The 11,890-nt window shown below is 71.1% G+C and carries 9 protein-coding genes and 1 pseudogene; 4 read left to right on the top strand and 6 right to left on the bottom strand.

Annotated features, from left to right (window positions below; all coding sequences use genetic code 11):
* The 4 genes and pseudogenes from QMK34_RS28065 to QMK34_RS28050 all read right to left on the bottom strand — a co-directional run.
* Positions 1 to 1,186: glycosyltransferase family 39 protein (locus QMK34_RS28065; RefSeq protein WP_326417487.1), on the bottom strand; the 1,186-nt coding region annotated here is incomplete at its 3' end.
* Between the two features lie 3 nt (positions 1,187 to 1,189).
* A complete protein-coding gene (locus QMK34_RS28060) occupies positions 1,190 to 2,446 on the bottom strand; it encodes a dolichyl-phosphate beta-glucosyltransferase (protein WP_326417486.1) in 1,257 nt (418 codons plus the stop codon).
* A gap of 148 nt (positions 2,447 to 2,594) precedes the next feature.
* On the bottom strand, positions 2,595 to 4,454 hold the full coding sequence (locus QMK34_RS28055) for an ArnT family glycosyltransferase (protein ID WP_442785235.1): 1,860 nt from the start codon (positions 4,452 to 4,454) through the stop codon (positions 2,595 to 2,597).
* A 79-nt stretch (positions 4,455 to 4,533) separates the two neighbouring features.
* Positions 4,534 to 6,067 (bottom strand): annotated as a pseudogene (locus QMK34_RS28050) (sensor histidine kinase).
* Between the two features lie 170 nt (positions 6,068 to 6,237).
* Between QMK34_RS28050 and QMK34_RS28045 the strand changes: the two are divergent.
* The gene (locus QMK34_RS28045; RefSeq protein ID WP_326417485.1) at positions 6,238 to 6,777 is read left to right on the top strand and encodes a hypothetical protein; all 540 of its coding nucleotides are present in this window, start codon (positions 6,238 to 6,240) and stop codon (positions 6,775 to 6,777) included.
* Positions 6,778 to 6,909: 132 nt separating this feature from the next.
* Here QMK34_RS28045 and QMK34_RS28040 read toward each other — a convergent pair whose 3' ends face one another.
* A complete protein-coding gene (locus QMK34_RS28040; protein WP_326417484.1) occupies positions 6,910 to 7,089 on the bottom strand; it encodes a hypothetical protein in 180 nt (59 codons plus the stop codon).
* A complete protein-coding gene (locus QMK34_RS28035) occupies positions 7,089 to 8,825 on the bottom strand; it encodes a fatty acid desaturase (RefSeq protein WP_326417483.1) in 1,737 nt (578 codons plus the stop codon). The genes QMK34_RS28040 and QMK34_RS28035 overlap by 1 nt, the downstream gene beginning before the upstream one ends.
* A 121-nt stretch (positions 8,826 to 8,946) precedes the next feature.
* Here QMK34_RS28035 and QMK34_RS28030 point away from each other — a divergent pair, with 121 nt between their 5' ends.
* From QMK34_RS28030 to QMK34_RS28020, 3 genes are all read left to right on the top strand, one after another.
* Positions 8,947 to 9,534, top strand: a complete 588-nt coding sequence (locus QMK34_RS28030; protein ID WP_326417482.1) for a TetR family transcriptional regulator — start codon at positions 8,947 to 8,949, stop codon at positions 9,532 to 9,534.
* Between the two features lie 150 nt (positions 9,535 to 9,684).
* On the top strand, positions 9,685 to 11,085 hold the full coding sequence (tig, locus tag QMK34_RS28025; RefSeq protein WP_326417481.1) for a trigger factor: 1,401 nt from the start codon (positions 9,685 to 9,687) through the stop codon (positions 11,083 to 11,085).
* 181 nt (positions 11,086 to 11,266) lie between these two features.
* Positions 11,267 to 11,872, top strand: a complete 606-nt coding sequence (locus QMK34_RS28020) for an ATP-dependent Clp protease proteolytic subunit (protein ID WP_326417480.1) — start codon at positions 11,267 to 11,269, stop codon at positions 11,870 to 11,872.
* The last annotated feature ends 18 nt before the right edge of the window (positions 11,873 to 11,890 follow it).

The raw sequence follows: 11,890 nt of genomic DNA, 5'->3' as shown, positions 1-11,890 counted from the left end.
GGTTCGCCCTGCCCTGCCACAGCGACCGGGCCGAAATGGCGACCACCGCCGCGATCGCCGGGGCGAGCGCCACCGAGTAGTACGGGTGGACGGTCCCGCTCATGTAGCTGAAAACCAGGCTCGTCACCAGCAGCCAGCCGCCCCAGACGATCAGGGCCGTCCGCGTCCGGTCGGTCCTGGCGGCCCGGCGGGTGAACCAGAGCCCGGCGATCAGACCGATCAGCGCCGCGGGCAGCAGCCAGGAGATCTCGACGCCGAAGCTTGCGCCGAACATCCGGCCGAGGCCTGAGGTGCCGCCGAAGCCGACGTTGCCGCCGCCCGTGACCACGCCGCTTTGGCCGCCACCGAAGATCCGGCCGAGCCCGTTGTAGCCCAGCGCGAGGTCAAGCAGGCTGTCGCCGGTCGAGCCGCCGATGTAGGGACGTGCGCCGGTCGGCCAGAGATCGACGAGTGCGATGAACCAGCCCGCGGACACGACGACCGCCACGACCGCGCCCGCCAGGTGCAGCAAGCGTTTGCGCACCGACGTCGGCGCGGCGATCAGATACGCCAGGCCGAACGCGGGCAGCACCAGGAACGCCTGCATCATCTTGGTCAGGAAGCCGAAACCGATCGCCACTCCGGCGAGCGCCAGCCAGCGCGGGCTCGCCTTTTCGATCGCGCGCACCGTGCAGTAGGCCCCGGCGATCATGAGCAGTACCAGCAGCGCGTCCGGGTTGTTGAAGCGGAACATCAGTGCCGCCACCGGCGTCAGCGCCAAGCCCGCCCCGGCGAACAGCCCGGTCACCGGGCCGGACGTGCGGCGGATCGTGGCGTACAGCAGTCCCACCGAGGCGACGCCCATCAGCGCTTGCGGCGCCAGGACGGTGAAGCTGGAGAACCCGAAGACGCGGGCGAACGCGGTGCCCACCCAGAACGCGGCGGGCGGTTTGTCGACGGTCAGTACGTTTCCGGCGTCGAGCGAACCGAACAGCCACGCCTTCCAGCTCTGTGTCCCGGACTGCACGGCCGCGGCGTAGAACGAGTTTCCATACCCCGAAGCGGTGAGGTTCCAGAAGTACAACACCGCTGTCGCGGCCAGCAGGCCGAGCACCGCCGGGCGGACCCAGCGCGGCGGCGAATCCTGGTCGTTTTCCTTGCGGTGTCCGGGTTCCACGGAGGGTGGCGTGTCGATCACGGCGGTCATATGTCAGCTCTCCTCGACGGATGTGCGCTGCCGGCGCGGGTGGAACACCCAGGCGCGCAGCAGTAGGAAACGCAGGACGGTGGCGGCCAGGTTGGCCAGGACGAGCACGGTGATCTCCAGCGCCAGTCCCGGCGCGGTGAGGCCGTTGAGCAGAGCCAGCGCACCGCTGGTCAGGCCGAGGCCAAGGCCGAAGACCAGTAGCCCTTCGAACTGGTGGCGGCCCGCGCCGCCACGGCCACGGATGCCGAAGGTGATCCGGCGGTTGACGGCGGTGTTGGCGACAGCGGTCACCAGCAGCGCCACCAGGTTCGCCGCCTGCGCGCCGACGATGGTGCGCAGCAGCAGGAACAGCACGAGATACGCGAGCGTGCTGCTGACGCCGACGGCGGCGAACCGCACCAGCTGGGTGGTCAGGCTCGGCGGGACCCCGGGCGCGTGGACGTCGATGGGTTCGCGGCCCAGCTGCTCGCGCAGCCTGCTGACCGGGATCTCGCCGGTCATGGTCGCCTTGGTGAGCCGGACGATGCCCTTGAGATCGGCCGTCGCGGTGGCGACGATGTTCACCGAGGAGTCCGGATCGTCGACCCAGTCCACCGGCACCTCGTGGATCCGCAGCCCGGCCCGCTGGGCCAGCACGAGCAACTCGGTGTCGAAGAACCAGCCGGTGTCGCGGACGTGGGGGAGCAGCCGCTCGGCGACGTCGGCGCGGATGGCCTTGAACCCGCACTGCGCGTCGCTGAACCTGGCGGCCAGCGTCCCGCGCAGGATCAGGTTGTAGCAGCGGGAGATGAACTCGCGCTTCGGCCCGCGCACCACCCGCGCGCCCCTGGCGAGCCTGCTGCCGATGGCGAGGTCGGAGTGCCCGGAGATCAGCGGCGCCACCAGCGGGCCGAGCGCGGCGAGATCGGTCGACAGGTCGACATCCATGTAGGCGAGCACCGCGGCGTCGGAGCTGGACCAGACCGTGCGCAGCGCCCGCCCGCGGCCCTTCTCGTCGAGGTGGTGGACGCCGACCTCGGGGAACTCGCGGGCGAGCCGCTCCGCGACCCGCAGCGTGGCGTCTGTGCTCGCGTTGTCCGCGACGGTGATGCGGAACGGATAGGGGAAGTGTTCGGTGAGGTGGCCGTGCAGGCGGCGGATGCACGGTTCCAGGTCGGTTTCCTCGTTGTAGACGGGGATGACGACGTCGAGGACGGGCTGCGGGCCGAGGGGCGCGACCGGGGCGGTGCCGGGCCGGGTCGCGGGCGCTGTCGCTGTCATGGCTTCAGCTTCCGGGTCCGCGCTTTGGTGATCTTGTGTCCGGGCTGTGTTATCCCTGTGGGCGTTATCCCTGTGGGCGTGGTTCCCTGTGTGCCGAAAAGGCCACCCCGCGCGACGGGGTGGCCTTTTCGGGGGAACCAGTGCCGGGTCAGCTGGTCAGGTCGTAGACGGTGACGCCGTCGACCGTGGTGGCCTGGTAGTTCTGCGCCACCCAGTCGGCTATCTGTGTCGCCAGATCGCTGCCGCTGCCGCCGGTGAGCTGCATGCCCTCGCCGAGGAAGTAGTGGATCTGTCCACTGTGGACGTACTGCTGGAACTGGTCGAGCGTGGGATAGGGGTCGGTGCCGTTGAACCCGCCGACGGCCATCACCGCGCCGTCGCTGCCGAGCTGGTACCCGGTGGCGTTGTTCGAGCCGACGGTCGCCGCGACCCAGGTGTGGCTCCCGCTGTCCTGCTTGAGCAACGCCGTCAGCTCGGGGCCCGGCAATGTCGTTCCCAGCAGTCCGCCCGCCGCGCCGCCGAGCATTACACCGGCAGGCATGCCACCCGCGGGCATCCCGCCACCGGGGAAGCCACCCCGGCCACCGAAGCCGCTGTTCGGCCCAGCCGAAGGAATAGCGCCCGCGTGGGTGGTCGTCGCGGTGGCGAACGTGTACGCGCCACTCCCGGCGAGCAGGGTGACCAGCGCCAGCACCGCCAGCGCACGCCCGGCCGCTTGGGGCAGGTGCGCGGCGAAGAACACCAGCACCGCGCACACCAGCCCGGCCACCAGTACCGTCGGGGCGAGCCACGGCAGCCAGGTGGATCCCTGGGACAGCACCAGATACGTCGTCAACGCGGTGAGTGCGAGACCGCCGCTGAGCAGTCCCGCGGCCGATGGCCGGGCCCGCAGCCGCCACAGCTGCACCGCGGCGGTGCCGACCAGCGCGGCGATGGCCGGGGCCAGCGCGACGGTGTAGTACGGGTGGATGATCCCGCCCATGTAGCTGAAGACCACCGCCGTGACGAGCAGCCAGCCGCCCCACACCACGAGCGCCGCGCGGCCGGGGTCGGTGCGGGGCGTCCGGCGGGTGAACCACAGCCCGGCGACCAGCGCCAGCAGTGCCGCGGGCAGCAGCCAGGCGATGCCGCCCGCCATCTCGCTACCGAACAGCCTGCTCCAGCCCGTCGAGCCCCAGCCTCGCCCGGCGCCACCGCCGACGCTACCGACCTCGTCACCGGTGAGGCGGCCGAAACCGTTGTAGCCGAACACGAGCTCCCACATGCTGTTGGTCTGGGAACCGCCGATGAACGGGCGATCGGCCGCCGGCCACAGCGCGACCACCGCGAGGTACCAGCCCGCCGAGACGACCACCGCCGCGAGCGCGCCGAGCAGGTGCAGCAGCCGCTTGCCGAGAGTGGTCGGCGCCGCGATCAGATAGGCCAGCCCGAACGCGGGCAGGACCAGGAACGCCTGCAGCATCTTGGCGAGGAAACCGAAGCCGACGGCCACCCCGGCCAGTGCCAGCCACCCCGGCCCGGCCTTCTCCAGCGCGCGGACGACGCAGTACGCGGCCACGACCAGCAGCAGCACCAGCAGCGCGTCCGGGTTGTTGAACCGGAACATCAGCGCCGCCACCGGGGTGAGCGCCAGCACCGCCCCGGCGAGCAGCCCGGCGGCCGGGCCGGAAGCGCGGCGCACCGTCGCGTAGAGCAGGCCCACCGAGCCCACGCCCATCAGCGCCTGCGGGACGAGCACGCTCCAGGCGTTGACCCCGAAGAGCCGGGCGGAGAGCCCCATCACCCAGAGCGCGCCGGGGGTCTTGTCCACGGTGATCGCGTTGGCCGCGTCCGTCGAGCCGAAGAACAGTGCCTTCCAGCTTTGCGAAGCCGCCTGGGCGGCGGCCGAGTAGAACGCGTTCGCCCAGCCGGAGGCACCGAGGCCCCACAGATAAAGGACCGCGGTGGCGGCAAGCAGGACGAGCAGCCCGCTCCGCACCCACCACGGGTCGGCCGGGCGGCCGCGCACCAGGCGGGCGGCGAACGGCGGACGGGCCGGAGCCGTCGTTTCGACGGCGGGATCGTGCTGGGCGAGAGAGGTCTTGAGCTCAGTTTCCGGCCCGGACCTGGGGGGCGCTTGTGCCGAGCCTGTGTGCGTGCTGTGTGGGCACGGCTACGGGCAGTCGTACGCTGAACTCCGTCCGGCCCGGCCTGCTGTGCACCTCGACCGTGCCCCGGTGCGCGATCACGATCGCCGCGGCGATCGCCAGCCCGAGCCCGGTGCCGCCCGCCGCGCGCGACCGGGACGAGTCGGCGCGCGCGAACCGCTCGAACACGGTCGGCAGCAGCTCGGGAGTGATCCCCGGCCCGTCGTCGGTGACCGTGACCACCGCGCTGCCGTCCGCGGACCGGGTGAGCGAGGTGGTCCACGGTGGTGCCCGGCGGCGTGTGCGTGCGGGCGTTGGACAGCAGGTTCGCCAGCACCTGGTGCAGGCGCTGGAGATCCCCGCGCACCGGCACCGGCCCGTTCGGCAGCTCGAGCCGCCACCGGTGCCCGGGGCCGGAGACGTGGGCGTCGCTCACGGCGTCGGCGACCAGGCGGGTCAGGTCCACCTCGGCGTCGTGGAGCGGGCGGCCCGCGTCGAGGCGGGCGAGCAGCAGGAGGTCCTCGACCAGCGTCGTCATCCGGTCGGCCTCGGCCTCGATCCGGCTCATCGAGCGGGCGATGTCCGGGGGGACCAGGTCGCGGCCCCGGCCCGCCAGCTCGGCGTACCCGCGGATCGCGGCCAGCGGCGTGCGCAGCTCGTGGCTCGCGTCGGCGACGAACTGGCGCACCCGGGTCTCGCTCGCGTGCCGCGCTTCGAGCGCCTGCGCGATGTGGCCGAGCATGAGGTTCAGCGCGGAGCCGACCTGGCCGACCTCGGTGCGCGGGTCGGTGTCGATCTCGGGGACGCGGACCGAGAGGGCGACGTACCCGCGGTCCAGTGGCAGTTCGGCCACCTGGCCCGCCGTCGCGGCGACCCGGTCGAGCGGGCGGAGCGTGCGCCGCACCGCGAAAGCGCCGACGAACGCCGCGCCGAGCACGCCCGCGGCGGCCACGCCGAACAGGATCATCCCCACCCGGAACAGGGTTTCGTCGACCGGCGCCAGCGGCAGCCCGGTCACCACCACCCCGCCGGGGATCGGGACCGCCGTCACCCGGTAGTCGCCGAGCCCGTCCAGCGAACGGGTGTACGGCCTGCCGTCGACGGCCAGGGCCAGCAGCACGGCCTCCTGGGTCCCGTCCAGGTTCTGCCGCTGCCCGTGCGAGTTCAGGGTGTCCGCGCTGAGCACCTGGCCGTTGGCGAACGACGCGTTCAGCGTGCCCGCGCCCTGTCCCGGCGCGTCGAGCGGATTGTGCCGCAGCTCGCCGTCGGGCGGCGGGTGGGTCGCGTAGTTGCTGGCCCGCGAGGTGGCCGCCGCCAGCTGGTCGTCGATCTGGCCGGTCAGGAACGCGCTCAGCGCGACCTCGCTGACCACACCGATGACCAGGCACACGAACGCGAGCAGCACGACCATCGAGCCGGTCAGTTTGGCGCGCAGCGACAGCCGTCCGGACCGGTGCCACCGGTGCGGGCCCGCGGTGTCCGCCGAGACTGCCATGTCCCCGAGGGTGCGCTTCCCGCGTGTGGACGGGTTGTGTGCCGCCTGTGAGGTGGCTGTGCGCGGGGACGCCGTGGTGTCACAGGGAGGTCTCACGGCCACCACAGTCCCCGCACAGAGTCGGCGTCGACCGTGGTGGCAGTTCAGTAACCACCGCGGAGGAGCCACCCATGACCAGCCCACAGACGCAGACCCCGCCCCCGGCGTCCACTTCGGACGGTGGCTGGGGCGCCCCGGTGCCGCCGCAGACCTGGACCAGGCGCAAAACCGCGACCGCCGGTGCGATCGCGGCGGTGGTCGCGGTCGGCGGCGGTGCCGCCATCTGGGCCGCGTCTTCGTCGACCACGGACACCACCGCCACGGGCCAGGGCGGCCAGTTCGGCGGCCAGTTCGGCGGCCAGTTCCCCGGCGCGACGGGCGGCGCGGCCGCCGGGCTCGGCTCCGCGCTGCACGGGGAATACGTCGTCTCCGACGGCAACGGCGGCTACGTCACTCAGCTCACGCAGACCGGCAAGGTGACCGCGCTCGGCGCGACCTCACTCACCGCGCTCAGCGACGACGGGTTCAGCAAGGTGTACACAATCGACGCCGCCATGGCGACGGGCGTCGCCAGCGGGGACACGGTGACCGTGGTGTCCACGACCTCCGGCGACACGGCGACCGCGAAGACGGTCACCGAAGCCACCACCGCCACCCAGGGCGGCCGCTGACCCTGAAGGTGGCCATCAGGGGCAGTCACCCAGGTGCATCCTCCGTCCACAAAGGACGAAAATGCCGCACTTTAGTCCGTTTGATTCCGACTTGCCCGATTCTAGTGTGCGCTGAAGGCCACCATGAGGGACTTAGACGCCCTCATGGTGGCCTTCAGGGACTTCTGGACCGGACGAGCGCGACCAGGCCACGGCGAACCCGGCGATCACGGCTCGCCAATCGGTTGACCAGGTAAAAAAGAGCCTCGCAACGGACACGGTCAGCTTCTTAAGTCCCTGGGCATGGGCGTAAAACGCCGTGAAGGTGGCCATCAGGGGGAGTCGAAGCCGTTCGCGGCCCGGAAGAGCTCGAAGTGGACGTTCTCGCCGGGCACGTCCTGGGCGGCGAGCGTCGCGCGCGCCATGTCGAGCAGGCCGCCGGGCCCGCACAGGAACCACTCGTCGACCTTCGACGGGTGCAGCCTGCCCTGTAGCAGCGCGCGCAGCCGGGTGCCGTCGAGGCGGCCGCGCTGGTAGCGCTCGTGCGAGATGGCGAGCGCCTCGCCGAGGGTGTCGAACGGCCGGGGGGCCCGCGGTGTGTGCAGGTCCGGATCCCGCTCGTCGGTGCGGTAGTGCACCACGTGCAGGCGCCCGTCGAACTGCCGCGCCAGTACCGTCAGCTCGTCGGCGAACATCGCGCTCTCGCCGGAGGTGTTGACATAGAGCAGGGTCGCTTTGCTGTGCTCCTCGGCGAGCAGCAGCGTGAACAGGATCGACAGGATCGGGGTGATGCCGCTGCCGCCCGCCAGCGCGACGTAGCGCGCCGGGCGGCAGGGCTGGGGGATCGCGATGAACCCGCCCGAAGGTGGCAGCACGTCGAGGGTGTCGCCGGTCTTCAGGACGGTGTTCGCGTAGGTCGAGAACGTGCCGCCGTCGTGGCGCTTCACGGCGATCCGCAGCGGCCCCGAGTCCGCGGGCGAGCACACGGAGTAGGTGCGCCTGAGCTCCTGGCCATCCACAGTGGACCGGACGGTGACGTGCTGGCCCGCGGCGAACCGGAACGTCCCGGCCAGCTCGGCGGGCACGTCGAAGGTCACCGACACCGCGTCCGGCGTCAGCGGACGGACCTCCGCGATCCGCAGCGGGTGGAAGCGGTGCTCCCGGTTCTGCGGGGGAATGACGGGACGCGCCTGCTCGAGGACCCGGTCCGGCGGCTCGGCGACCTCGTGCCTGCCCGCGCCGAGATAGTGGTGGAACGGGATGGCCGGGTGCAGGTGGTGCGCCAGGTGGTAGTCACGGTACGTCGAAAGCGGGCTCGCCAACCGGCCGAGACCCGCGCGCACCCTGGCCGCGCCGAACCGCGCGCGCGGCCGGTGGGTCGCCGCCGGGTCGTGGTGCGGCAGCCAGTCGAACCACCAGGCCACCAGCCCCAGGCCGATCCGCTGGGGGATCAGGTAGACGGCCAGCAGCTCCCCGCCGTGGCCGGTCACCGCCAGCGCGACCATCCCGGCGACCGCGACGGTCACCGTGGCGGTGGTCTCCAGGCGTTCCCAGTCGGGCCGCGCGGGCATGTGCCGGGCGTAGAACCGCACGTACCAGGCGTCGATGGTGAGCCAGCGCAGCGGCAGCTGCCACCACCTGCCGCGGGCCGTCCACTCCTCCGGGCCGGTGTCCGCGGCGAGGTTGTGATGGTGCTCCAGGTGGATGTGGCGCAAGGCCGGATAGGAGCCGTACGCCGCGACGAACGGCATCGAGAGCCTGCCGAGCGTCTCGTTGAGCCAGGTGAGCTTGCCGGCGGCGTGGTGGACCGACTCGTGCAGGACGGTGAACATCCCCCAGGTGACCAGTGCCTGCAGGGTGATGGTGAGCCAGAGCGGCGCGAGACCGGCGAGTGCCAGCCAGGTCGCGCCCGCCCACACGGCCGCGCCGAGACAGAACAGCGCGACGGCGGGCATCGACGCGGCGGGAAGCGGCCGTCTCGGGTTGGGAGTGCCCCGGCGGGCGGCCTCGAAGTCGGCCGCGCGGAAGGCCGTGGCGCGGATGCCGCGGGGGCTATCGACGACGGACATCGAGTGGTCTCCTCGGTCGACGACTCCGGGACAAGGCCGGGACAAGAGCTGTCACGGTAGACAACCGTGACCCGGTTGTAAACGTCCCTGACCAGCCAAACCCACCGGTATGCTCGGTTTCGTGAGTACCGGCACCTCCGTCGCCCCCGCCCTGCGGGAGCGCCTGCTCGCCGAAGCGGCGGAACTGACCCGCGCCGACGGCTGGGCCAGCGTCACCATGGGCAAGCTCGCCGCGCGCGCCGGGGTGAGCCGCCAGACGGTCTACAACGAGCTCGGCTCCAAGCCGGAACTGGCCGAGGCGCTGATGCTGCGCGAGACCGACGGGTTCGCCACGGGGGTGGGCGACGTGCTCGCGCGCCATCCCGCGGATCCGGTCGCCGGGGTGACCGCGGCGGTCCGGTACGCCCTCGAGGCCGCTCAGGCGAACCCGCTGCTGCGAACCGTCCTTTCCGGGTCGTCCGGCGGCCGGGAGAGCCTGCTCCCGCTGCTCACCACCCGGTCCGGCCCGGTGCTGGAGCAGGCTGTGGCGGCTATCGCGCCGATGCTGCGGCAGTGTTACCCGGCCGCCCCGCTGACCCCGGACGAGTGGACCGTGGCGGTCGAGTCACTGGTGCGGCTGCTGCTCAGTCACCTGGTGCGGCCCACGGCCGGGGTCGACGACGCGGCCGAGCGGATGGGCTGGGTGGTCGCCAGGCTGCTCGGCGGCTGAGGGCCCGGTGCGGGCCGCGGGGCGTCTGGAAGAGCCCGGGACCGGGCCTGGCTGTCCGCTGGCCTAGACTCGGTCGTCCCGGTCCGCAGGTGACCAGGGAACAATCTGCCGGATTGTCCAAACACACCGTTACCGCTCGAGGAGATTACGTTGAAGAGCACCGTCGAGCAGCTCAGCCCGACGCGAGTCAAGATCAATGTCGAGGTGCCGTTCGACGAACTCAAGCCGAACTTCGAACGCGCATATCGCAAGATCGCCCAGCAGGTTCGCATCCCGGGCTTCCGTCCAGGCAAGGCGCCCGCTCGCGTACTGGAAAGCCGGATCGGGCGAGCCCCGGTGCTCGATGAGGTCGTCAACGAGGTCATCCCGGCCAAGTACATGGAGGCCGTGCGCGCCGGCGAGGTGCGCACGCTCGGCCAGCCCGAGTTCGAGGTGACCAAGCTCGAGGACCGCGAGGTGCTCGAGTTCACCGCCGAGGTCGACATCCGGCCCGAGATCACCCTGCCCGACTTCGACGGGTTCGCCGTCACGGTCGACGACGTCGACCTGACCGACACCGAGGTCGACGAGCAGCTGGACGAGCTCCGCGCCCGCTTCGGCACGCTCACCGGCGTCGAGCGCCCCGCCGAGAACGGCGACTTCGTCTCGATCGACCTGGCCGCCACCGTGGACGGCGCCGAGGTCGAGGACGCCTCGACCACCGGCCTGTCCTACGAGATCGGCTCCGGCCAGCTGGTCGACGGCATCGACGAGGCCATCGTCGGCGCGGCCGCCGGCGAGACCAAGACGTTCACCACCCAGCTGGTGGCAGGCGAGCACGCCGGCAAGGACGCCGAGGTCAGCGTGACCGTGCAGACGGTCAAGCAGCGCGAGCTGCCCGAGCCCGACGACGAGTTCGCCCAGCTGGCGAGCGAGTTCGACACGCTCGACGAGCTCAAGGCCGACCTACGTGAGCGGCTCGCCAAGGTCAAGAAGATGCAGCAGGGCGTGCAGGCGCGGGACAAGATCCTCGAGGAGCTGCTCGAGCGCACCGAGGTCCCGATCCCGGAGAAGGTCCTCGAGGGCGAGATCGAGAACCGCAAGCACGACGCGATCCACCAGTTCGAGCACGACGAGGCCGCCTTCGCGAAGGCGCTCGAGGCCGAGGGCAAGACCGTCGAGGAGTTCGACGCCGAGGTCCGCGAGGAGTCGGAGAAGGCCGTCCGCACGCAGCTGCTGCTGGACACCATCGCCGACAACGAGAAGACCTCCGTCAACGACGGCGAGCTCACCGAGCGGATCATGTACCAGGCCCAGCGCTTCGGGATCAGCCCGGACGAGTACGTCCAGCGGGCGCAGCAGTCCGGTCAGCTGACCGCGATCTATGCCGACGTCCGCCGGGGCAAGGCGCTCGCCGGTGTCGTCCGCAAGGCCACCGTGACCGACGCGTCCGGCGCCGAGGTCAACCTCGACGAGCTGTTCGGCGCGCCGGAAGAGGCTCCCACCGAGGTCACCGAGGCCGCTGAGGAGACGCCGGTCACCGTAGAGGCCGGCGCGACCGACGGAAAGTAAAGCTCTCAGCGAACTTGGGCGGTGTCAGGCATTCTGCACCGCCCAAGTTCGTTAGTGTCGGTTGCAAGATCTTCAGCACCTGGAAGCTCCAGCACTGAACTCCAGTGCTGAACTCCAGCTCTGAAAAAACCTGGGCGGCCGGTCGCGAGACCGCTCGCCAGCGGCGAAAAGGCAGGCAGACGTGACGCAGCACATGCCCGAGGCGCGGTCCACGACCGCCGGGCTCAATCTGACCGACTCGGTCTCCGAGCGGCTGCTCCAGGAGCGCATCATCGTCCTCGGTTCCGAGGTCAACGATGAGATCGCCAACCGGATCACCGCGCAGCTCTTGCTGCTGGACGCCGATGACTCCGAGTCGGACATCCGCTTCTACATCAACTCGCCCGGTGGTTCGGTGACGGCCGGTTTCGCCATCTACGACACCATGCAGCTCATCAAGCCGGACGTGCAGACGTACGCGATGGGGCTGGCGGCCTCGATGGGGCAGTTCCTGCTCTCCTCGGGCACGCCCGGCAAGCGCTACTCGCTGGCGCACGCGCGGATCCTGATGCACCAGCCGTCGGCGGGTGTCGGCGGTACCGCCTCGGACATCGCGATCCAGGCCGAGGTGTTCGGCAAGTGGAAGCAGGAGCTCGCCAAGATCACGGCGGAGCAGACCGGCCAGACCGTCGAGCAGATCATCAAGGACGGTGACCGCGACCGCTGGTTCACCGCGCAGGAGGCCAAGGAATACGGCTTCGTGGACCAGGTTCTGACCCGGGACAACCCGGCTCCGGGCGCGAACTGACTCCGGCGAAGGGCGACA

Source organism: Amycolatopsis sp. H20-H5 (assembly GCF_035828755.1).
Lineage (GTDB): Bacteria > Actinomycetota > Actinomycetes > Mycobacteriales > Pseudonocardiaceae > Amycolatopsis.
This window is presented reverse-complemented; position numbering and strand designations above follow the sequence as displayed.

Excerpts from the sequence above, each read along its gene's own strand:
- QMK34_RS28060 (WP_326417486.1), bottom strand. The coding sequence starts at position 2,446 with ATGACAGCGACAGCGCCCGCGACCCGGCCCGGCACCGCCCCGGTCGCG.
- QMK34_RS28045 (WP_326417485.1), top strand. The coding sequence starts at position 6,238 with ATGACCAGCCCACAGACGCAGACCCCGCCCCCGGCGTCCACTTCGGAC.
- QMK34_RS28040 (WP_326417484.1), bottom strand. The coding sequence starts at position 7,089 with ATGGCCACCTTCACGGCGTTTTACGCCCATGCCCAGGGACTTAAGAAG.
- QMK34_RS28035 (WP_326417483.1), bottom strand. The coding sequence starts at position 8,825 with ATGTCCGTCGTCGATAGCCCCCGCGGCATCCGCGCCACGGCCTTCCGC.